19 protein-coding genes and 1 pseudogene are annotated in these 21,904 nt (G+C 70.2%); 4 read left to right on the plus strand and 16 right to left on the minus strand.

Going from position 1 to position 21,904, the window contains the following annotated elements; genetic code table 11:
• Positions 1 to 102: 102 nt before the first annotated feature.
• The 3 genes from ACIBCJ_RS24225 to ACIBCJ_RS24235 all read right to left on the minus strand — a co-directional run bounded on the left by ACIBCJ_RS24225 (position 103) and on the right by ACIBCJ_RS24235 (position 4,264).
• The gene (locus ACIBCJ_RS24225; RefSeq protein WP_365978401.1) at positions 103 to 1,236 is read right to left on the minus strand and encodes an FAD-dependent monooxygenase; all 1,134 of its coding nucleotides are present in this window, start codon (positions 1,234 to 1,236) and stop codon (positions 103 to 105) included.
• A complete protein-coding gene (locus ACIBCJ_RS24230; protein WP_365978402.1) occupies positions 1,233 to 2,630 on the minus strand; it encodes an MFS transporter in 1,398 nt (465 codons plus the stop codon). Before ACIBCJ_RS24230 ends, ACIBCJ_RS24225 begins: the two co-directional genes overlap by 4 nt.
• Positions 2,631 to 3,109: 479 nt before the next feature.
• Positions 3,110 to 4,264: a hypothetical protein gene (locus ACIBCJ_RS24235; protein WP_362101192.1), complete on the minus strand. Its 1,155-nt coding sequence runs from the start codon at positions 4,262 to 4,264 to the stop codon at positions 3,110 to 3,112.
• A 243-nt stretch (positions 4,265 to 4,507) separates the two neighbouring features.
• Here ACIBCJ_RS24235 and ACIBCJ_RS24240 point away from each other — a divergent pair, with 243 nt between their 5' ends.
• Positions 4,508 to 5,296: an OBAP family protein gene (locus tag ACIBCJ_RS24240; RefSeq protein ID WP_362506292.1), complete on the plus strand. Its 789-nt coding sequence runs from the start codon at positions 4,508 to 4,510 to the stop codon at positions 5,294 to 5,296.
• Positions 5,297 to 5,350: 54 nt separating this feature from the next.
• On the opposite strand, the gene ACIBCJ_RS24245 is transcribed toward ACIBCJ_RS24240, so the two are convergent.
• On the minus strand, positions 5,351 to 6,775 hold the full coding sequence (locus ACIBCJ_RS24245) for a non-reducing end alpha-L-arabinofuranosidase family hydrolase (RefSeq protein ID WP_365978403.1): 1,425 nt from the start codon (positions 6,773 to 6,775) through the stop codon (positions 5,351 to 5,353).
• A 505-nt stretch (positions 6,776 to 7,280) separates the two neighbouring features.
• Here ACIBCJ_RS24245 and ACIBCJ_RS24250 point away from each other — a divergent pair.
• Positions 7,281 to 8,714 (plus strand): endo-1,4-beta-xylanase, encoded by a 1,434-nt coding sequence (locus ACIBCJ_RS24250; protein WP_365978404.1) that lies wholly within the window; start codon positions 7,281 to 7,283, stop codon positions 8,712 to 8,714.
• 111 nt (positions 8,715 to 8,825) lie between these two features.
• On the opposite strand, the gene ACIBCJ_RS24255 is transcribed toward ACIBCJ_RS24250, so the two are convergent.
• From ACIBCJ_RS24255 to ACIBCJ_RS24270, 4 genes and pseudogenes are all read right to left on the minus strand, one after another.
• Positions 8,826 to 9,569 carry a glycoside hydrolase family 11 protein gene (locus tag ACIBCJ_RS24255; RefSeq protein WP_365978405.1) on the minus strand — a complete coding sequence of 248 codons (744 nt, stop codon included), beginning with the start codon at positions 9,567 to 9,569 and terminating at the stop codon, positions 8,826 to 8,828.
• Between the two features lie 311 nt (positions 9,570 to 9,880).
• Positions 9,881 to 10,467: pseudogene (locus ACIBCJ_RS24260) on the minus strand (helix-turn-helix transcriptional regulator).
• Between the two features lie 22 nt (positions 10,468 to 10,489).
• Entirely contained in the window at positions 10,490 to 11,164 is a 675-nt protein-coding gene (locus ACIBCJ_RS24265; protein ID WP_365978406.1) for a hypothetical protein, read from the minus strand.
• A gap of 109 nt (positions 11,165 to 11,273) precedes the next feature.
• Positions 11,274 to 12,743 carry an MFS transporter gene (locus ACIBCJ_RS24270; RefSeq protein WP_399283284.1) on the minus strand — a complete coding sequence of 490 codons (1,470 nt, stop codon included), beginning with the start codon at positions 12,741 to 12,743 and terminating at the stop codon, positions 11,274 to 11,276.
• Between the two features lie 153 nt (positions 12,744 to 12,896).
• Between ACIBCJ_RS24270 and ACIBCJ_RS24275 the strand changes: the two genes are divergently transcribed.
• Together ACIBCJ_RS24275 and ACIBCJ_RS24280 are read left to right on the plus strand one after the other, a co-directional pair.
• Positions 12,897 to 13,463, plus strand: coding sequence for a TetR/AcrR family transcriptional regulator (locus ACIBCJ_RS24275; RefSeq protein WP_362101206.1), 567 nt, complete (start codon positions 12,897 to 12,899; stop codon positions 13,461 to 13,463).
• A 118-nt stretch (positions 13,464 to 13,581) separates the two neighbouring features.
• Positions 13,582 to 14,097 carry a GNAT family N-acetyltransferase gene (locus ACIBCJ_RS24280; protein WP_362101209.1) on the plus strand — a complete coding sequence of 172 codons (516 nt, stop codon included), beginning with the start codon at positions 13,582 to 13,584 and terminating at the stop codon, positions 14,095 to 14,097.
• Between the two features lie 245 nt (positions 14,098 to 14,342).
• Here the strand turns inward: ACIBCJ_RS24280 and ACIBCJ_RS24285 are convergent, their stop codons facing one another.
• From ACIBCJ_RS24285 to ACIBCJ_RS24320, 8 genes are all read right to left on the minus strand, one after another.
• Positions 14,343 to 15,011, minus strand: a complete 669-nt coding sequence (locus ACIBCJ_RS24285) for a potassium-transporting ATPase subunit C (protein WP_365978408.1) — start codon at positions 15,009 to 15,011, stop codon at positions 14,343 to 14,345.
• A 5-nt stretch (positions 15,012 to 15,016) separates the two neighbouring features.
• Positions 15,017 to 17,116, minus strand: a complete 2,100-nt coding sequence (kdpB, locus tag ACIBCJ_RS24290) for a potassium-transporting ATPase subunit KdpB (RefSeq protein WP_399283286.1) — start codon at positions 17,114 to 17,116, stop codon at positions 15,017 to 15,019.
• 26 nt (positions 17,117 to 17,142) lie between these two features.
• Complete coding sequence (gene kdpA, locus ACIBCJ_RS24295; protein ID WP_365978410.1) at positions 17,143 to 18,807, minus strand: potassium-transporting ATPase subunit KdpA; 1,665 nt, start codon at positions 18,805 to 18,807, stop codon at positions 17,143 to 17,145.
• 7 nt (positions 18,808 to 18,814) lie between these two features.
• Entirely contained in the window at positions 18,815 to 18,904 is a 90-nt protein-coding gene (gene kdpF, locus ACIBCJ_RS24300; protein ID WP_033530374.1) for a K(+)-transporting ATPase subunit F, read from the minus strand.
• 257 nt (positions 18,905 to 19,161) lie between these two features.
• Entirely contained in the window at positions 19,162 to 19,512 is a 351-nt protein-coding gene (locus ACIBCJ_RS24305; protein WP_365978411.1) for a hypothetical protein, read from the minus strand.
• 205 nt (positions 19,513 to 19,717) lie between these two features.
• Positions 19,718 to 20,110, minus strand: a complete 393-nt coding sequence (locus tag ACIBCJ_RS24310; protein WP_365978412.1) for a type II toxin-antitoxin system death-on-curing family toxin — start codon at positions 20,108 to 20,110, stop codon at positions 19,718 to 19,720.
• Positions 20,107 to 20,301: a ribbon-helix-helix protein, CopG family gene (locus ACIBCJ_RS24315; RefSeq protein ID WP_365978413.1), complete on the minus strand. Its 195-nt coding sequence runs from the start codon at positions 20,299 to 20,301 to the stop codon at positions 20,107 to 20,109. The genes ACIBCJ_RS24310 and ACIBCJ_RS24315 overlap by 4 nt, the downstream gene beginning before the upstream one ends.
• A gap of 241 nt (positions 20,302 to 20,542) precedes the next feature.
• Positions 20,543 to 21,895, minus strand: coding sequence for a class I SAM-dependent RNA methyltransferase (locus ACIBCJ_RS24320; protein WP_365978414.1), 1,353 nt, complete (start codon positions 21,893 to 21,895; stop codon positions 20,543 to 20,545).
• Positions 21,896 to 21,904 lie beyond the last annotated feature (9 nt).

The following is a 21,904-nucleotide window of genomic DNA, read 5'->3' on the forward strand; positions in this document are numbered from 1 at the left end:
GCTTCCCTCCGCCGCCGCCCCCCTCCGGGACGGCGGCGCTGCCGTGCCCGGTGCCGAGGGCGGGGCGGTCCCGACTCCGGACGCCTCGCCCGCTCGCGCCGTTCATCGGCCGGCGAGGCCGCGCAGCCGTTCGTTGCGCCGCTCCAGGGCCTGCCTCGTGGCCGGGAAGAGGGTGCCGGCGCCCTCGCCGACCCGGTCCTGGGTGCGGGTCACGAGGTCGCGCGTCCCGTGCTCGTAGGCGGCGAAGCCCTCGGCGTGCCCCCGGCCCGCCAGGGAGCGGGCGAGGTGGTACGCGCCGGTCAGGGCGAGACTGGTGCCCTGACCGGTGAGGAACGAGGGGGCGTGCGCCGCGTCGCCCAGCAGCGCGACCCGGCCGTGGGACCAGCGGGGCATGCGGATCTGGCCGACCGCGTCGAAGAACACGTCGTCCGCGTCGTGGAGGGCGGCCAGGATGTCCGGGACCTTCCATCCCGCGCCGGTGAACGCCTCGGCGACGAGCGCCCGTCGGGCGTGCGGGCCCCCGGCGGCCTGCTGGGGCGGCTCGGGCCGGGCGAAGGTCAGGAAGGCATGCACTTCGTCGTCGTCGCCCACGGCGTAGAGGGCGGCGGCTCTGCCCGGGGTGTTCCACAGGACCGTCTCGTGGGAGAGGCGGAGGGTGTTGGGCATGGTGAACACGGCGAAGCAGTGACCGAGGTACCGGTGGAACCGCTCCTCGGGACCGAACAGCATCTCCCGGGTGCGCGAGTGCATGCCGTCCGCGCCGAAGACCAGGTCGAACGTGCGGCTGCCGCCGCCGCGGAAGGTGACGTCGACACCGTGGCCGGACTGGTCGAGGGTGTCGATGGAGTCGTCGAACAGGAACTCCACGTCGTCCCGCACCGCCGCGTACAGCGCGTCGGTCAGGTCGCCGCGCCGTATCTCCAGGTCACGTCCGGTGGCGCCGCCGGTGACGGTGTGCGGGTGGAGCGAGGCGATCTCGGCGCCGTCCGCGTGGAGGAAGGTGAGACGGCGCAGGTCGATGTGCGCGTCCCGCAGCCGCGGCAGGATGCCCATCTTCTCCACGACGTCGAGCGCGGGGCCGCGTACGTCGACGGGATAACCGCCGCTGCGCACGGTCGGTGCCTTCTCCACCACGGTGACCGCGTATCCGTGGCGGTTCAGCCAGTAGGCGAGGGCGGGACCGGCGATGCTCGCGCCGGAGACGAGGACCTCGGGCCGGGGCGTGGTGCGGGTCATGCGGTGACTCCCTTGCGCAGGGTGCGGGTGACGAAGAGGGCCAGCGACGTGACGACGCCGGCGAGGACGAATCCGGTGACGTAGGCCGATTCGGCGGCGACCTCCGACCCGGAAGGGGTGGCGGCGGTGAGGAGCGCGCCGCCGAGCTGCCCGCCGACGGCGTAGCCGAGGACGCGGCTGACCAGGATGAGGCTGGTGGCGATGCCGGTGTCGTTCCGGTGGACCGCGGTGGCGGTGCTGGTCATCAGCGCGGTGACGCACAGGCCGTTGGCCAGCGCGATCAGCGCCTTGCCGACGACGAGGTGCCAGATCTCGGAGTGCACGGCCGCCACGGCGACCAGGGACCCGGCCATCATGACGACGCCGGTGTTGACCACGGCGCGCGAGCCGAAACGCCGGTCACCGATCCCGCCGAGCGGTCCGGCCAGCGTCGCGGCGACGGCGCCGGGCAGCAGGAAGAAGCCGATCTCGGTGGCGCTCGCCCCGAATCCGTACCCGTCGCCGCGCTCGTCGAGCAGTTGCGGCACGAGATAGACCGCCATCGCGGTGCCGAGGCAGATCACGAACGTCAGCAGGCACGCCTTCCAGATCGCGGGCCGGGCCAGCATGCGCAGGTCGGTCATCGGTGCGGCGGCCCGCCGTTCGACCCGCACCCACCCGGTGACGAACGCGGCCAGCACGAGTGCGAGGACGACGAACACGACCGGTTGCGCGGCCGCTTCGGGCGCCAGCGCGAGGACGAGCATGAGGGTGGTCAGCATCCCGCTCAGGAGCAGCAGGCCGGGCCAGTCGATCCCGGCGCCGTCCGTCCGGCCCGGCGGGTCGGCGGGCATCAGCCGGTTCACGAGCAGGGTGGATCCGAGGACCGCGCCGGTCGGCAGCGCGAACATCCAGTGCCGGGAGAGCTGTTCCGCCACCGGACCGGCCGACAGCATGCCGGCCATCGACCCGCCGACGAAGAGCCCGCTGACCACTCCGATGGCCACCTTGGACTCGCCGGCCGGCAGGTGCCTGCGGACCACGACGAACGACAGGGGCAGCGCGCCGATCATCGCGCCTTGCAGGACCTGACCGAGCAGCAGCACGGGCAGGTTCGGGGCAAGGGCGGACACCGTGCCGCCGACCGAGACCACCGCCATCAGACGGATCAGCACCTTCTTCCCGCCGTAGCGGTCGCCGAACTTGCCCGCGAGGGGGGTGACGAGCGCGCCGGTGATGAGCGGGACGATGCTGAGCAGTGCTCCCTCGGACTGGCTCATGTCCAGTTCGCGTTCCAGGAGCGGGATCGTCGGTGACACCACCGACTCCAGCGCGCCGGTGGACAGCGCCAGCAGGCCGAGGGCTCCGACCGCTGCCCTGCTGACGCGGGCCGGTGGGGCCAGGGTGGTGGTCATGGGCGTCCTGCCGCGGCCGCGCCGGCCGGCTCACCGGTGTCGTGCTCTTCCTGTCGGGTCGTCATCCCCGCCTCCTCGTCCGTGCGGGCGCCGTCCTCGGGTGGTACGGCGGCCCTTGGGTGACGGGTGGAAGAGTGCGGTGACGCCCGCGCACCGGGCGTCATACCGGGGAGCCAAGCTGGGGGTGCTACCGGGGTAGGGGGCAGTGGCGGCCGAGGCGGTCAGCGGTGGCCGCCGGGCGGCGGCGGGAGCCGGTCGAAGGGCCGGTGCCGGTCAGAGGTGGGTGCCGGTCAGAGGTGGGCGCCGATCCGCAGGAAGGCCTGGAGCAGCGGCGCGGCCGGTACGGCCGGGGAGACGACCTGGGAGCCGAAGTGCACGGCGACCATGTCGAGGCCGGGGGGACCAGGAGCCGCTGCCCGTGGATGCCGCTGGCCAGGCGGGTTGATCCTGAGGCCCCCCGGAGGGATGCGCGGCGGCCGTCAGGCGGGGGCCGCTCGGCCTTCCATCAGAGCGCGGATCGCGGACAGGACGCCTTCCAGGGCTCCGGGCGCCGCGGCGAGGGCGGTCAGGGAGACCGAAGGCCAGGCGTTGTAGCCCTTGGCCGGCAGCGCCGCCAGCCTCTCCGCAAGGCCGGGAAGGGTCGGCAGCGCCGCGGCGAAGGCCGCCGCCTGCTCGCGCCCGAGGTGGTGGGTGATCGATCCGAAGGCGAAGGAGAGGTCGTCGCGGACCGGATCGTCCTGCAGGGAAAGGGTCCAGACCGGCACCTGGCGCCCGGCGACGGGGTAGTACACGGACATGCTGCGGTACTTGGCCGTACCGCCCTCGAGTCGCCCGCCGGCCGCTGCCGCGTGATCGAGGAGGGCGGTCGCGATCCGCCGCACTTCCGCATCCGGGCGGGACCGGATCGCCGCGTCCATGTCCGCCCGGGTGGTCCGCTGCGCGGTGCGGCGTCCGGAGGGAGACTTCGCCGCCGTGGCGACCTCCCCGTGGATGCGGGGCACAAGGACACGCAGGTCTCCCCCGCCGCGGTACTGGGTCAGCTCCACCGCGTACACGTCGGTCTGCCGCATCTGCCGGTTCAGGAACTCCACGATCGCCCGCAGCTCCAGCGGAATCCGGTCGGCGACGAAGAGCAACCGCATCTGCCCGGCGGCCAGCCGTTCCTCCACCGCCTGCCAGAACTCGTCCGCGGAACCGCCCGCACCGAGGAGTTCCCCGTACGCGTCCCCGGGCGGGCGCCCGTCCTTGGCGCAGGTCTCCTCGAAGGACCGCTGCAACAGGGCGGCCGGCCAGTAGCGGGCGGCGTTCGCCGCGTAGTCGAGCATCTGCCCGACGACCTCGCGCCGGATCCGGGTGTCCGTGGCCCGCTTGACCTCCACGAGCGTCGGGACACCGTCGGCGTCGACGAAGAGGTGGTCCAGCCAGTACGCCGACCCGCTCTCCGTGCCGGTCGGGACGCCCATCTCCCGGGCCACCAGCACCAGCCGCAGTGGGCGGCCGTCGGCCAGGGAGCCGAAGTCGAGCACCCGCGGATGGCGGGCGAGCAGTTCCTGGAACTCCTCCTCGGTCTCGAACGCGGCAAGCTCCAGGGCCTGCAGTTCCTCGCCCAGGACGAACACCGGCTGGTCGGTCACGCGCTCCCCTCCCCCGCCGGACGGCGTCCCCGTCCGCCGATCGGCTGCTGTCGGCTCCCTACCGTGCCGGACATCCGGGCGGCCCACTCGCCGACCGCCGAAGTTCGCCACCGCGAGTGACCGGCGCAGGCGACGCGGGCCGTGGGCGGGGCCTTTCCCCGGAACCGGCACGTCAGGTCCCTGCGAGCATCCGGGCGCCGCCGTCGGGCGTTACGTCCGCCCGGCGTCGGGCACTCGCCGCCCATGGCACTCACACAGGGCTCGCACCGTTCGCGCGGATCCGGCCTGGGCGCGGCCGCGAGCATCGGCGTCGGCGCCGCGGCAGGCGTGACGGCCGCGGTCGGCCTCCTGGTCGGCCGCAAAGCCGCCACGGCCGGCAAGATCGGCAAGGGGCACCCGCTCAAGCACCGCGTGCTGGACCTGGCCGCCGGCTCGTTGCAGCGGAAGTACCCGCTGGAGGCGATGAGCACCTACCTCAACGGCTTCCACATGTACGCCGACGACATGGGCCGCCAGGTGGAGGCCACGCACTTCTGCATCCACCTGCGGCACGACCTGCACCAGTGCGTCATCTTCGACCGCAACGCGCCCGACGCCCGTCTGATCGGCATCGAGTACATCATCAGCGAGGAGCGCTTCCGCGGCCTGCCCGAGGACGAGAAGCGGCTCTGGCACAGCCACCACTACGAGGTGAAGTCCGGCAGCCTCACCGCCCCGGGCATCCCCGAGCTGGCCGAGCACGCCTACTTCGAGGACCTCGTCACCACCTACGGAAAGACCTTCCACACCTGGCAGTACGACCGCGACGACTTCCCGTACGGCATCCCCCGGCTGATGATGGGCTTCACCGGGGACGGGCAGGCGTCCGACGAGATGATCCGCGCCCGGGACGACCGGCTCGGCCTCTCCACGCCGGGCAAGCGCGAGAACCGGTCGGACATCCCGATGCCGGAGGTGGCACCGGGCGCCAACATGTGGGAGAGCGGCCGGACCGTGCAGACCCGCGTCGAGGAGACCGACTTCAAGCGCTGATCCGCACGGTCCGACCTGCGTTCCCGTCCGGTGCCCGGGCGTGGGCCGGGACAGTCAGCGTCGCAGGGTCAGGACGCCCGGCCGCCACGGCAGCCGGTTGTACTCGCCGCCCGCGTTCGGGTCCTTGCCCTGGTAGAGGAACTGCAGGTTGCAGGGGTCGACGGTCATGGTCTGGTCGGGGTTGTCGCGGACCAGGTCGCCGTGGCTGATGTCGTTGGTCCAGGTGGCGCCGCTGTTGGCCTTGCCCGCGAAGGGGTTGCTCTCACTGGTGGCCTGCGGGGTCCACGATCCGTTGAGGCTGGAGGCCGTGAAGGAGCGGAAGTAGCGCCCGTTCGCACCCATGGCCTCGACGATCATGAGGTACTGGTTCTGGCCCTTGACCTTGTAGACCTGCACGGCCTCGAAGAGGTTGGCCTTCGTGTCACTCATGATCGTCGTGTACGAGGAGCCGAAGCTGCCCGGGAAGTTCCCGATCGGCATGCTCGCCCGGTAGATCTTGCCGTTGTCCCCGGCGAAGAACAGGTACATGTTCTGGCCGTCGGCGATCAGGGTCTGGTCGATCGGTCCGGTGTCGGATCCGGAGATGCTCCCGGTGAACAGGGGCTGCGGAGCGGACCAGCCGTTGGGGTTGGTGGGGTCGCTCGACGTCCGGTAGATGAAGGGCCACGCACCCCACTGGTACGCCAGCACCCAGATGTTCTTGGGCGCGAAGTAGAACAGCGTGGGCGCCACCGCGGCCTGGTTCATCCCGGTCTGGCCGGCCGACGCCATGTCCGACCAGTTGGTGAAGGGGCCGAACATCATCGAGCCGTACGACGATCCCGACACGTTCGACGCGTAGACCAGGTGCTTTCCGTTGTGCGTGACGGTGGTGAAGTCCTTCACCGCGGCCCAGCCGTTCGCCGGCTGCGCCAGGACGCCCGTCGACGTCCAGCGGTACGTCGACGGCAGCGCACAGGTACCGTCGGTCGGCGGCGTCCCGGTCAGACCGCTCCACTTCTGGTTGCTGCCGCCGTTGCACGTCCACAGCTGCACCGCCGTGCCGTTGGCCGTGGCGGCACCGGCTGCCTCCAGGCACAGCCCGGACTCCACGCCGACCACCGTGCCGTCGGAGTTCACCCGCCACTGCTGGTTCGCGCCACCGGAGCAGCTCCAGATCTGTACCGGGGTACCGGCCGTGGTGGCGTGGCCGGGAACGTCCAGGCACTTGTTGCCGTACACCGTCAGTTGCTGGGCGTCCGTCAGCGTCCACTGCTGGTTGGTCCCGTTCCAGCAGTCGTACAACTGGAGGTGCGTGCCGTCGGTCTGGACGGCCCCCGGCACGTCGAGACACCGGCCCGAACCGGCACCGCGCAGGGCGCCGGCGGCGGCCGCCTGGGCCGGGACCGCGACGAGCACCGCCGCCAACGCGGCCAGGGCCGCGACCACGGCGGCGAGCACCGCGGACGGATGTCTGCGGCTGAAACTTCGTCTCTGCATGGGCTTCCCCAACCTTGAGTGGGAGTCGATCGGCAAGGTGATGACACCGATTGGCAAGGTCATGACATGAAAGCGGGTGCATGACCAGGTGTTCGAAATACCGAACTAGGGTCGAAGTGTCGAGCAATCTGCATCATAAGGAGCCGGTGAACGACGTCAACACCTCTCGCACGTATCGCCCTGGGAGCCGAAACTTTTATATCGCTCCGGAGACTCAAGGCCCATGCCACACCGCGGCATGGGCGAGCAGGTCATGCAGCACGGCACGCCGGCCTCTCATGCGGTGCGTCGAATGTTTCGGACCCGAAACAGAAAAGTTCTCCCGCCCGAAGCATTGACGGTGCATCACCACGGCCTCAATCATTCCTGTCGGCGGCCCGCCGACCGAGCGCTACGAAGACCCCACCACGCTCCCCGTAACGGTGTGGAAGCTCCGCCCGTCCTTCCGTCCTTCCGTCCTTCCGTCCTTCCGTCCTTTCGTGACGTCTACCTTGGAGGCTCAGTCATGGGCTCGTACGCCCTTGCCAGACCCTTAGTCCGCCGGAGGATCCACGGCCTGCTGCTCACGCTGCTCGCCGGCGCCCTCGGCGTGGCGCTCGCGCTGGTCGCGCCACCGTCCGCGCACGCCGCCGAGAGCACGCTCGGTGCCGCCGCGGCGCAGAGCGGCCGCTACTTCGGTACCGCCATCGCCTCGGGCAAGCTCGGCGACTCGGCGTACACGTCGATCGCGAGCCGTGAGTTCAACATGGTGACGGCCGAGAACGAGATGAAGATCGACGCCACCGAGCCGCAGCGGGGCAACTTCACCTTCTCCTCGGCCGACCGCGTCTACAACTGGGCGGTGCAGAACGGCAAGAAGGTGCGCGGCCACACCCTGGCCTGGCACTCCCAGCAGCCCGGCTGGATGCAGAGCCTCAGCGGCAGCGCCCTGCGCCAGGCGATGATCGACCACATCAACGGCGTGATGGCCCACTACAAGGGCAAGATCGCCCAGTGGGACGTCGTGAACGAGGCCTTCGCCGACGGCAGTTCGGGCGCCCGGCGCGACTCCAACCTGCAGCGCACCGGCAACGACTGGATCGAGGTCGCCTTCCGCACCGCGCGCGCCGCGGACCCGTCCGCCAAGCTCTGCTACAACGACTACAACGTCGAGAACTGGACCTGGGCCAAGACCCAGGCGATGTACAACATGGTCAAGGACTTCAAGCAGCGCGGCGTGCCGATCGACTGCGTCGGCTTCCAGTCGCACTTCAACAGCGGCAGTCCCTACAACAGCAACTTCCGCACCACCCTGCAGAACTTCGCCGCCCTCGGCGTCGACGTGGCCATCACCGAACTCGACATCCAGGGCGCCTCGGCCGCCACCTACGCCGCGGTGACCAACGACTGCCTGGCCGTCGCGCGCTGCCTCGGCATCACCGTCTGGGGCGTGCGGGACAGCGACTCCTGGCGCTCCGGTGACACGCCGCTGCTGTTCAACAACGACGGCAGCAAGAAGACCGCCTACACCGCCGTCCTCAACGCACTCAACGGTGGCGGCACCTCGGAGCCCCCCGCGGACGGCACCTCGATCAAGGGCGTCGGTTCGGGCCGGTGCCTGGACGTGCCCAACGCCGTCACCACCGACGGCACCCAGCTCCAGCTGTGGGACTGCCACAGCGGAACCAACCAGCAGTGGACGTACACGGATGCCGGTGAGTTCCGGGTCTACGGCAACAAGTGCCTGGACGCCGCCGGCACCGGCAACGGCTCCAAGGTGCAGATCTACAGCTGCTGGGGCGGCGACAACCAGAAGTGGCGCCTGAACTCCGACGGGACCGTCGTCGGCGTCCAGTCCGGCCTCTGCCTCGACGCCGTCGGCAGCGGCACCGCCAACGGCACGCTGCTCCAGCTCTATTCCTGCTCGAATGGCAACAACCAGCGCTGGACCCGCTCCTGACGGGACGGTGCCCGACGACCCCGGGTCGCCGCCGTGACGGCGGCGACCCGGGGTGTCCGCATACCCGCAGCCGGTGGCCCGGGGACGGGGGTCAGGGGTCAGGGCCAGAGGTCAGCCGCTGACCGTGATGGTGGAGCTTCCGCTGCTCTGGTAGCCCTCGGTGGCCATGATCATGTAGTACCTGAACTGGCCCAGGTTCATGCCCGCGCGCGCCCAGGCGTCGAAGTGGTTGCCGGTGGTGATGGTGCCGGAGCCACTGGTCACCTTCGACTGCCGGACGCTCCAGTACTGGTCGAAGGTGCGGGTGCCCTCGACGGAGGGGGCGTTGTACCGCGTCGTCTTGTAGATGTCGTACGTGCCGCCGTCGCTGGAGACGGTGCCCCTGTGCTCGCCGGTGGGCCGGTAGCTGCCCCAGTTGTCGACGATGTAGTACTCGACCAGCGGGTTGGAGGTCCAGCCGTAGAGGCAGCCGTATCCGTTGCCGGACGGGTTGAAGTAGCCGTTGTAGCGGACCGTCCTGCGCCCGCCGGTGCTCCAGCCCTTGCCGGCGACGAAGTTGCCGCAGTTGGTCCACCTCGTGCTGTAGCTGCCGCCGCCGTTGAGCGTCATGGAGACCGAACCGCCGCCGTCGGTCCAGAACGAGTAGTACAGGCCGTCGGTGCCCGTCTGGCTGGTGGTGATGGTGGTGGCGGCCTGGGCGGTGCCGGGCAGCAACAGCCCGGACGCGGTGGCGAGCGCGACGGTACCGGCGCCGCCGAGGAAGCCCCGTCGGCTCAAGCCGCTGAAGGGCGCGGGGCTCTGACCGCTCTGGCCGCTCTGGCTGCTGTGGTCCTGGTGCATGCCGTCCTGCTGCATGAATCCTCCCGATGAAGGCTGGTGGGGGGCGGGTGTGTTCCCGAGTCGCACGACGCGGGGACCGCTGTCTCCTGTCGTTCGGTGGCCACAGTTTTCGTAGGCCGCCATGCCCCTGTCAACGCTTTCGACAAGCTTTCGGAAACTTCCATCCGACCACCCACGGGTAGCTTTGCGCCTGTCCTTGCAGGTCAATACGGCTCATACGCGGAACATCGCCGGGGTGCGAACCAGGGGTCGGCGCGGTGTCTCCGCAAGCACATTGCCCGCCGCCGAAAATTTCGATCGTCCGGCGTACGGCCGGCCCGGAAACCTCAGTCCGACCTACCGGGCGTCGGCGGAGCCTCTCCGGCCGAGGGCGCGTGTCGGGCCGCGATCGCTGTCGCGCGCCGGTGCGGGGAGGCGCGCAGCCACTGCGGAGCCTCCACCTCCGTGTACACGGCGTGCTGCCACAGCGCCCATTCCGCGTGGCGCGCGTCCTGGAAGTCGAGGTGCAGCCGGAGTTCACCGTTCTCGACGGTCTCCTCGGAGCGGACCGCCAGAGCGGTGGCGACCAGATGCTCCCGGTGCGCGGGATCCACGCGGACCACCACGGCGGTGGTGTCGCCGCCGGTCCGGAACCGCACGTTGCGCTCGCGCCAGGCCCGGTCCAGATCGAACGTGTCCGGACGCTGCCGGGTTCGTCGAGTTCGTCGGCTGCCAGGACCCGGCTCAGCCGGTACGTGCGGTCCTCGGCGCCCCGCTTGGCCAGCAGGTACCCCTGTTCCCGGACGGTCACCAGACCGATCGGATCCACCGTGCGCCACGACGCATCCCGGTCCTCGCACCCGCACCGTCCAAGAACGCGGGACCGTCGAGGAGAACGACACCCCTGCTGAAGGCTCGCCGGAAGCTGCCGCACTCCCGAGGACCCCCCGCTGCGTCTACTGGCGGGCGCCCGCCTGCTCGTCTACGGCCGTGACCGTGGCGGGCTTCCCGTCCTGGAGTTGCTGGAGGCGCTTCAACGCTGCGGAAAGCATGGCCTGCGCACCCGAGGGGTCGCCTCCGGTGGCACCGTCGATCAGCACGCTGATGTTGACCCTGCCGGAGCGGACGTAGCCGTGGACGCTGTCGTCGCTGGAGCCCGGATTGATCACGAGCGTGTTCTCGTCACCCACCGGTCGCTTGGGTTTCTGCTCCTTGTTCGCTTCATGACCCTTCCACGAGGCATAGGCGCTGTGGGCGTCCTCCGCCGTATCGAAGAGACAGATGTACAGGGCCGCCATGTTGACCGTGGAGCCGTTGTATTCATAGTCGACGTCGGAGCCCCGAGCCCATCCCTTGGGAGTGGAGTCGTCGTCCGCCGTGCCGCAGGACTGCCCTTCGGACGTCGACTTGGGACTGTGGACGGTGTATCCGGGGAGCGTCTCGCCGACACCCAGCAGGGCCTGGGTCAAGTGCGCCTGGCTGAGTTCCTTCGTGATGGGCTTCGGCTCCGGGGAGGAAGCCGGCTTGTTGCCGCCCGAGGCCGAGTCCGGCTTGTCGCTGCTGGAGGAGCAGGCGGTGAGGGCGGTCAGAGCGACAAGGGACGTAGCGAGAACGGCTCGTACACGTGACATGAGCACAGCCTATCCAGGTTGATCACGACGAGCCTGACCCTGAAGGCAGCGGCCGGTGGTGACCATGCCGCGCAGCCGCCTGCCCTGGCCGTGCCGCTGCCTGTTGCCGTCAACGGCTCTGCACAGACGCCTCGTTCGCGGTGGCGCCCGCACCGGGACCGGTGGCTCGGTGCGGTGTCGCCGGGCCTTCCGCGGGCTTGGTCCTCGCCAGCCACAGGCCGGTGAACACGGCGGTGACCAGTGTGACGGCACCGGCGGCGAGGAAGGCGCTGTCGAGGCCGGTCTCGAAGGAGGCGCCGCCCGATTGCCGGGTGCGGACGACGGCCCCGAGCACCGCCACGCCGAGCACCGCGCCGATCTGCCGGGTGGTGCTGCTGATGCCGGAGGCGAGGCCGCCTTCCTGCGGGTCGACCGCTTGGATGGCGGCGCCTGTCAGGGGGGACATGGCCAGCGCGAAGCCGGCGCCGGCGAGTCCCAGCCGCCACCACACGTTGCCGTATCCCGTGTCGGCGTGCACCGTGCCGAGCGCGAGCAGGCCCAGGCCGGCGAGGACCAGGCCGGTGGTCACCACGGCGCGGAAGCCGTGGCGGGCGGCGAGCCGGCCCGCGTACGGACTGACGGCCACCATGGCGAGGGACAGCGGCAGGGTCTGCAGACCGGCGCGCAGGATCGAGCTGCCCTGGACGTACACGAAGAACTGGGAGAAGAAGAACGACGAACCCATGAGCGCGAACCCGACCACGGTCATGGCGGCGTTGGACACGGTGAACAGGCGCTGCCGGAACAGCCGCAGCGGCAGCATCGGTGCGGAGCGACGCGCTTCGACGGCGACGAAGGCGGCGAGGAGGACGGCCGCGGCGGCGAGGCTGCCCAGGATGACCGGTGAGGTCCAGCCGCGGGCGCCACCCTCGATCAGACCGTAGGTCAGCGCCCCCACCGCCAGGACGGACAGCACGGTACCGGGGACGTCGATCGCGGGGGCGCCCGGATTGCGGGTCTCGCCGAGGTGACGCAGGCCGACCAGCAGCAGGACCAGGCCGATGGGCAGATTGACCAGGAAGATGGCGGGCCAGCCGAAGGCTTCCGTCAGCACGCCGCCGGCCACGGGGCCCGCGGCCAGCCCGATTCCGCTGAGTCCGGCCCACAGCCCGATCGCCCTGACGCGTTCCTGCGGCACCGGATGGGCGGCGGCGAGCAGGGCGAGCGAGGCCGGGCTCAGCGCCGCGGCCCCGATGCCCTGCAACGCCCGGCCGGTGACCAGCCAGCCGACGGAGGGCGCGAGGCTGCACAGCACCGACGCCGCGGTGAACACGGCCACGCCGGTCAGGTACACCCGCTTGCGGCCGAACCGGTCGGCGAAGACACCGCCGGACAGCAGCAGCATGGCGACCAGCAGTACGTACGCGTCGACGATCCACTGCAGACCGGTCAGCTGGGTGTGCAGCCGGTGCTGCATGTCGGGCAGCGCCGCTCCGACGATCGTGTTGTCGAGCAGGACCATGAACTGGCCCAGGCAGGTCACCGTGAGCAGCACGCCCCGGTTCGATCGACTGCCTGCGGCCACACGCGATGCGGTTATGGGCTTTTCCTCTCCCGAATTGGTCGCGCCCCGGCCACGGTCGACACGGGTGGCGACCCGCTCTGAGCGCACTAAAGCAGTCGGTGACTGCGTTAGATGACTGTAAGACCGTCCCCTCACTAACGCAAGCGGCGCCTGCGTTAAAGTGGTGCGATGAACGAGCGACAGCCAGTCCGGCGGCCCGGCGGGCGCAGTGCCCGCGTCGGCGCGCAGGTGCACCAGGCCGTCACCGACCTGATCAGCGAGCGCGGCTACGGCAACTTCACCATCGGCGACGTCGCGGCCCGCGCGGGCGTGGCCGACAGCAGCGTCTACCGCCGGTGGGGCAGCCTGGAAACGCTGCTCACCGACGTGGCGCTCACCCGCCTCAACGCGCGGTCGCCGATGCCCGACACCGGGAGCCTCGCCGGGGATCTGCGCACGTACGCGGCACAAGTGGCCCGCGAGATCACCGGACCCGACGGGCCGGCGGTGCTGCACCTGGCCGTCGCCCTGTCGAGCAGTGGCGAGCAGGGCCGGCAGGCCGGCGACGCCCTCCGTGCCGAACGCACCCGGCAACTGCAGTCCATCCTCGACCGCGCCCGCGAACGCGGCGAGCCCGCACCCGACGTGCTCGACGTGCTGGACCACATCCTGTCCCCGATGTACATCCGCGTCCTGTTCGGCATGGTCCCGCTCACCCCGGACTACATCGACGGTCTGGTCGACCGATTGCTGTGACCCGCGCCGGCTCCCGTAACCAGCCCGCGAGGGCCGCGCCCTGACCATCCGTCACGAACATGCCCCCGGCACGCGGTCCACCTGGACGGTGCCACCGACATCCCGACCAAGAGGCAGCGTGATCACTCTCCGGCCCGCAACCATCCGCACCGACCGGCTGACCCTGCTGCCCCTCCGGGCCGAGCACGCCGACGAGATGGCCACGGTGCTCTCCGACCCCGGCCTGCACACCTTCATCGGCGGCGCTCCGGACACGGCCGAGGCCCTGCGCACCCGCTACGAACGGTGGACGGCCGGTTCGCCCGACCCCGCCGCGTCCTGGTGCAACTGGGCGATCCAGCTCCGTGACGCGACCTGCCTGACCGGCACGCTCCAGGCGACGATCACTGCCGACGACCGCGGCGCCACCGCGGAGATCGCCTGGACGGTGGGTACCCCTTGGCAGCGTCGCGGCATCGCCACCGAGGCAGCCCGAGCGCTCGTCGCCTGGCTCCGCGAGAACGGGGTGCACACGGTCGTCGCCCACATCCACCCCGACCACAAGGCATCCGCCGCCGTCGCGACGGCGGTCGGCCTCGTCCCCACCGACCAGTGGCACGACGGAGAGATCCGGTGGCAACGTGCGATCAGCTGATCGCACGCGTTCACAGGTCTTGCCGAACGATCCGACCACGACCGGACAGCGGGATCCCGCACGCTCCCTGACACGATCGTCCAGCGGGTGGTCGGGCCGCGGGTCGTCCTTCGCCACCAGCACCCGTGTCATCGGCGTGCGCCTTCGTGTCGTACGCCGTCGGGGACGTACCTGTTCATGGCCGAGGGAGCCGACGAGCCCGGTCGCCCCGGTCGCCGGCTCCCTCTGTGGATCGCGAGACGCCCTCAGCTCCTGGCCGTGAGCGCCTTCAGCGCGATGTTGAGCTCCAGGACGTTCACCCGGGGCTCCCCGACGAAGCCGAACGTGCGGCCCTCGGTGTGTTCGTCGACCAGCTTCTGCACCCGGGCGACGGGCAGGCCGTTCTTCTCGGCGACCCGGTGGACCTGGAGGTCGGCGTAGTCCGGGGAGATGTGGGGGTCAAGACCGGAGCCGGAGGACGTCACCGCGTCGGCGGGCACCGCGGTCGGCCTGACGGTGTGGCCGGGCACCGAGTTGTCCTTGACGACGGCGGCCTTCGCGGCGGTCACCCAGTCGATCAGGTCCTCGTTGTCGGCCGACCGGTTGGTCGCTCCGGAAAGGATCAGCTGGTACCGGGTGTTGACGCTGTTGGTGCCGAGGCCGTTCTGCGGGCGGCCCTGGAACCACTTCAGGTCGGGCTCGGGGGTCTCCTGGCCCTTCTTCAGCGGCAGGTTGTACGCCTGGCCGATGAGAGCGGAGCCGACGACCCTGCCGTCCGCCTTGACTTCCGAGCCGTTGGCCTTGTCGTGGAAGAGGGCCTGGGCGACGCCCGTGACGGCCAGCGGGTAGACCACGCCCGTCACCAGCGTCAGCACCAGCAGGGCGCGCAGCCCCGCCCACAGCAACCGGCCTGTGTTCGATACGGAGTTGTTCATGGCCTTCAGCCGATCCCGGGGATGAGGGAGATGAGCAGGTCGATGATCTTGATGCCGACGAAGGGGGAGATCAGCCCGCCGATGCCGTAGACGGTCAGGTTCCTGCGCAGCAGCCTGTCGGCGCTGACCGGCCGGTACCGCACGCCCTTCAGGGAGAGCGGCACCAGCGCGATGATGATCAGCGCGTTGAAGATGACGGCGGACAGGATCGCGGAATCGGGTGAGGACAGGCCCATGATGTTGAGCTTGTCCAGGCCCGGGTAGACCGCGGCGAACAGCGCCGGGACGATCGCGAAGTACTTGGCGACGTCGTTGGCGATGGAGAACGTCGTCAGCGCGCCCCGGGTGATGAGGAGTTGCTTGCCGATCTCGACGATCTCGATGAGCTTGGTCGGATCGGAGTCGAGGTCGACCATGTTGCCGGCCTCCTTGGCGGCCGACGTGCCGGTGTTCATGGCCACGCCGACGTCCGCCTGGGCGAGGGCCGGGGCGTCATTGGTGCCGTCGCCGGTCATGGCGACGAGCTTGCCGCCCGCCTGCTCCCGTTTGATGAGAGCCATCTTGTCCTCGGGGGTGGCCTCGGCGAGGAAGTCGTCGACGCCGGCCTCCTCGGCGATGGCCCGGGCCGTCAGCGGGTTGTCACCCGTGATCATGACGGTCTTGATGCCCATGCGGCGCAGCTCGTCGAACCGCTCGCGCATGCCGTCCTTGACGACGTCCTTGAGGTGGATCACACCCAGCACCCGTGCGCCGTCGGCGTCCTCGACCGCGACGAGCAAGGGGGTGCCGCCCGCCTCGGAGATCCGGCCGGCGGTCGCGTCCGCGTCGTCGGCGACCGTGCCGCCGCGCTCCTCGACCCACGCGATGACCGAACCGGCCGCGCCCTTGCGGATCTTGCGCCCGTCGACGTCGACGCCCGACATGCGGGTCTGCGCGGTGAACTCGATCCACTCGGCTGCCGCGAGCTCGCCCTGCCGGCGCTCGCGCAGTCCGTACCTCTCCTTGGCCAGCACGACGATGGAGCGGCCCTCGGGCGTCTCGTCGGCCAGCGAGGAGAGCTGGGCGGTCTCGGCGACTTCGCCGTCCGTCACCCCGGCCACCGGCACGAACTCGGCGGCCTGGCGATTGCCGAGGGTGATGGTGCCGGTCTTGTCGAGCAGCAGCGTCGAGACGTCACCTGCGGCCTCGACGGCCCTTCCCGACATGGCCAGGACGTTGCGCTGCACCAGGCGGTCCATGCCCGCGATACCGATCGCGGAGAGCAGCGCACCGATGGTGGTCGGGATGAGGCAGACCAGCAGCGCGACCAGGACGACCATCGTCAGGTGGGTGCCCGCGTAGTCCGCGAACGGCGGCAGCGTGGCACAGGCCAGCAGGAAGACGATCGTCAACGAGGCCAGCAGGATGTTCAGCGCGATCTCGTTCGGCGTCTTCTGCCGGGCCGCGCCCTCCACCAGGTTGATCATCCGGTCGATGAAGGTCTCGCCCGGCTTCGTCGTGATCCTGACGACGATCCGGTCGGAGAGCACCTTCGTCCCGCCGGTGACGGCGCTGCGGTCGCCGCCCGACTCCCGGATGACCGGCGCCGACTCGCCGGTGATCGCCGACTCGTCGACCGAGGCCACGCCCTCGACGACGTCTCCGTCGCCGGGAATGACGTCACCGGCCTCGCAGACGACCAGGTCGCCGATCCGCAGCTCGGTACCGGGCACCTGCTCCTCGGCAGAGCCGTCGAGCCTGCGCGCGATCGTGCCGGTCTTGGCCTTGCGCAAGGTGTCGGCCTGTGCCTTGCCTCGTCCCTCCGCCACGGCCTCGGCGAGGTTGGCGAAGACCACCGTCAGCCACAGCCAGGCGCTGATCGCCCAGCCGAACCAGTCGCCCGGGTCCTTGAAGGAGAACACGGTCGTCAGAACCGAGCCGATCCACACGACGAACATCACGGGGGACTTGACCAGCACCCGCGGGTCGAGCTTGCGGAAGGCGTCCGGCAGCGACTTCAGCAGCTGCCCGGGATCGAAGAGGCCCGCGCCGACACGGCCCTCGGGGGACTTGTGCCCGGTGGGAACGTCGCTGTGCGGCGCCCGGGTGGGAGTGGCTGTGGACATCTCTTCGCTTTCGGTCCGGGTGGTGGTCATGACGCCAGCCCCTCGGCCAGCGGGCCCAGCGCGAGCGCCGGGAAGTACGTCAGACCGGTGATGATGAGGATCGCGCCCGCCAGCAACCCGGTGAACAGCGGTTTCTCGGTGCGCAGGGTGCCCGCGGTGTCCGGCACGGGCTTCTGCCGGGCGAGCGAGCCGGCCAGCGCCAGGACGAAGATCATGGGCAGGAAGCGGCCGAGGAGCATCGCGATACCGAGCGTGGTGTTGAACCACTGCGTGTCCGCGTTCAGTCCGGCGAAGGCCGAACCGTTGTTGTTGGCCGCGGACGTGTAGGCGTACAGGATCTCGGAGAAGCCGTGAGCCCCGCTGTTGGTCATGGAATGCGCCGGTGTCGGCAGGGCCGTCGCGATCGCGGTCAGAACCAGTACGAGCGCCGGGGTGACGAGGATGTAGCAGGCGGCGAACTTGATCTCGCGGGTCCCGATCTTCTTGCCCAGGTACTCGGGCGTACGGCCGACCATCAGCCCGGCGATGAACACGGCGATGACCGCCATGATCAGCATGCCGTACAGGCCGGAGCCGGTACCACCGGGCGCGATCTCGCCCAGCATCATGCCGAGCATGGCGATACCGCCGCCCAGGCCGGTGTAGGAGGAGTGGAAGGAGTCCACCGCGCCGGTCGACGTGAGCGTGGTCGCCACCGCGAAGATCGACGAGGCGCCGACCCCGAACCGCACCTCCTTGCCCTCGTACGCCCCGCCCGCGATCTGCGGTGCCGGGCCGTGGTGGGCGAACTCGGTCCACATCATCAGGGCGGTGAATCCCAGCCAGATGGTGACCATGGTCGCGAGGATCGCGTAGCCCTGCTTCACCGAGCCGACCATGACGCCGAAGGTGCGGGTCAGGGAGAAGGGGATGACCAGGATCAGGAAGATCTCGAAGAGGTTGGAGAACGGGGTGGGGTTCTCGAAGGGGTGGGCGGAGTTGGCGTTGAAGTAGCCGCCACCGTTGGTGCCCAGTTCCTTGATGACCTCCTGGGAGGCGACCGCTCCACCGTTCCACTCCTGCGTGCCGCCCATGAACTGGCCGACCTCGTGGATCCCGGAGAAGTTCTGGATGACACCACAGGCGGCCAGCACGATCGCGGCGACGAACGCCAGCGGCACCAGAACGCGCACGACACCGCGCACCAGGTCCGACCAGAAGTTGCCCAGTTCCCCGGTGCGGGACCGCGCGAAACCGCGCACCAGCGCCACCGCGACCGCGATACCGACGGCCGCGGAGACGAAGTTCTGCACGGCCAGTCCGGCGGTCTGCACGACGTGGCCCATGGCCTGCTCGCCGTAGTACGACTGCCAGTTGGTGTTCGTCACGAACGACACAGCCGTGTTGAACGCCTGGTCCGGGTCGATCGAGGAGAAGCCCAGCGAGCCGGGCAGCACGCCCTGCAGCCGCTGCAGCAGGTAGAGGAAGAGCACACCGACCGCCGAGAAGGCGAGGACCCCGCGCAGGTATGCGGACCACGGCATTTCCGTGTCGGGGTTGGCGCCGATGCCCTTGTAGATCCACTTCTCGACACGCCAGTGCTTGTCGGAGGAGTAGACCCGGGCCATGTAGGTGCCGAGGGGCTTGTAGGCGAGTGCCAGCGCCGCTATGAGGGCGAGCAGCTGGAGGACGCCGGCGAGTACGGGACCCATGAAGATCTCAGAACCTCTCCGGGAAGATCAGGGCGAGGACGAGATAACCCAGCAGGGAGACGGCCACGACCAGGCCGACGACGTTCTCGACGGTCACAGTTTCGTCACCCCCTTGGCGACAAGGGCCACGAGCGCGAATCCCGCGAGTGTGACGACGACGAAGGCCAGATCGGCCATCGCGAACTCCTGGAGTGAGGTTCGGTTGGTACGGACGATTAGAGGAAAGCGCCTCTGTGGCCGAAAAAAGCCACCCGTTGACGACTCCCATACGACCGCGCCTCCGGCTTTGACGGGACTCTTACGGCATCCGGTCCGCACGCAGGGGGCGTGCCCTCGCCCGGCCGATGCCCTGATTCACGGCAGCCGGAACCGCGGCCGGCAGGCCACCGCGGTCGTCTCCGGCCTCAAAGCGTGGGCGACGACCACCCCGCGCTCGGCCAGTTGCAGCGCGGCATCCGTGTCCCGCCCTCCGACCTGGTCGAAGCCCACGCACGAGCCGAGCATGTCGGCCCCGCGCCGGACGGCACGCATCTGCGGGAGTTGCGGGACAAGCGACGCGCCTTCTGCCGTCCCGGCGAGGAGCCGGCTCCAGGGCGGTACATCGTGGACGCGCTGACCGTCCTCGACCGCGTCGAGGAGGGCCCTGAGGCGGTACGCCGCTGCGTCAGGGAGCCGCGCCTGCCACAGCTCACCGCCCGCACGCACGCACGCGGTGTGCGCGCCCGACGATCACTACTCGCGACCGTCCCCGGCGAAGTTCGCAGCAGTGCTGGACTGCCCGACAAGACTGCTGTCCGACGGGCACGTGGCGGCACCTGAGCAAGTGCCCCAGGAGTCCGCCGCGACCGTAGTGGACTGGATCGGTCGCGTCTGACCTCCACGTGAGGCGCCCCCGGGACGTCCCGTAACGTCAGGAAACCGGGAACCAGGCCGACAGGCGCTTGGCAATGGCCGGTACATCGATGTGATCCTGCGCGACACCCTCGACGAACGGGCCGGCCACGGAAACGGGCGGCGGGACGGTACTGGCGCTGACGCCGTTGAACCGCAGGAAGACACGCATGGCGAGCCAGGCGGTGCGCTTGTTGCCGTCGATCAGCGCGTGATTGCGGGCGACGGAGTGCAGCAGCGCTGCGGCCTTCTCGTGCAGCGTGGGATACAACTCGGCCCCGAACACGTTGGTCCGGGGCCGCTCGATCGCCGACACGAGGAGGCCCATGTCGCGCACGCTGTGTTCGGTACCGTTGACCGTACGGGCGATGGCCAGGATCTCGTCGATCTGGAGGTAGCGCACGTTCGTCACTTCAGGTAGTCCAGGATCTCCGCATCGCTGTCCATCAGCTCGGCCAGGACGTCATCGACCTTCAGCTCGGCCCGGTTCTGGGCGTCACGGATGGCCTCGATGGCGAGTTCCTGCTTACTGCGGCCCTCCCGACGGGCCCGCTCCGTAAGCTGCGCGTCCAGGTCGTCAGGGAGTCGGAGTGTCATCGCCATACGGCCATGATACCTGACCGGTATCACACGGCGGGTCGAATGTCCTGTTCCCCAAAGTGTGGGCCGAAGATGGCAGCTGACAACGCCTGCGAAGGTGCAGCAGAGACTTCCGCTTCGGGCGTCATCCGAGCGTCAAGAATCTCCGAAAGCCCCTCCGAGGGCGTCGTCCACCCAGGCACCTCACCCACGAACCCGCAGGTCAACGATCCGCAAAGATCGACCCGGACGACAAAAGTCCAGGTCAGGAGCCCCTAACCGCCGGCTCCAGGATCGCCACGCACTCCACATGATGCGTCATCGGGAACAGGTCGAACACCCGCAGTGTCCGCACCCGGTACCCCCCGTCCTGGAAGTACCCCAGGTCCCGGGCGAGGGCCGCCGGGTCGCAGGCCACGTAGGCGATCCTGCGGGCGCCCAGGGACGACAGGTGCTGGACCGTGGTGCGGCCGACGCCCGCGCGGGGCGGGTCGAGGACGATGAGGTCGACCTCGTCGATGCCGGTGCGGGGCAGGACGGACTCGACCTTGCCCTGCTCGATGCGGACCCGGTCGAAGTCGGCGAGGTTGTGGCGCGCGTCCTCTACGGCGCGCTTGCCGGACTCGATGCCGAGGACCGCGCCCTGGTCGCCGACGCGGTCGGCGAGGGCTCCGGCGAAGAGGCCGACGCCGCAGTAGAGGTCGAGGGCCATGTCGCCCTTGCGGGGCAGCAGGCCCTGCATGACCGCCTTCACCAGGGTGTCGGCGGCCTTCGGGTGGACCTGCCAGAAACCGCCCGAGCCGACCCGGTAGGTGCGGCCGTCGGCGCGCTCGCGGACGAAGGGGCGGCCGTGGACGCGGTGGACGCCGCCGTCCTTCTCACCGACCCGCATGACCGAGACCGGGCGGTCCAGCTCCACGAGGGGGAGCCTCCCACCCGGGCGCGGGGTCAGGATGACCTGGCGGTCCTGGGAGCCGGTGGCCGCGATCGCCTCGACGGACGCCATGCCGGGCCAGTCCCGCGCCTCGATGCCCAGCTCGCTGACGCCCTCCGCCGCGATCATGCAGTGGTCGACCGGCTCGACCTCGTGGGAGCGGTGCTTGCGCAGGCCCGCGCGGCCGTCGGCGTCCACGGCGTACTGCACGCGGGTGCGCCACGACGGGACCTGCCCGGCGGGCACCTTGTCGCCCTCGGCCGGCATCACCGTGCCGTCCCAGCCGGCCTCCTCGGGGGTGAGGCCCGCCAGGCGCTGGAGCTGCTCGGCGACGACCTCGCCCTTCATGCGGCGCTGCGCGCCCGGCTTGGCGTGCTGCCAGTCGCAGCCGCCGCAGCGGCCGGGGCCCGAGAAGGGGCAGGGGGCCTCGATGCGGTCCTTGGAGGCGTCCAGGATCTCGACCGCGTCCGCGCGCAGGAAGCGCGCGCCCTCCTCGCCCTCCGTCACCCGGGCCACGACCCGCTCGCCGGGGAGCGTGTGCCGGACGAACAGCACCTGGCCCTCGGACGTGCGGGCGATGCAGTGGCCGCCGTGGGCGACCGGGCCCACCTCGACCTCGTACTCCTCCCCCACCAGCGAGACCGCTCGCGACTCCGCCTGCGACTTCTTCGGTTCTGCCTGCATGGCGGGGTG

Origin of the sequence: Streptomyces sp. NPDC051136 (assembly GCF_044455745.1) — a bacterium.
Lineage (GTDB): Bacteria > Actinomycetota > Actinomycetes > Streptomycetales > Streptomycetaceae > Streptomyces.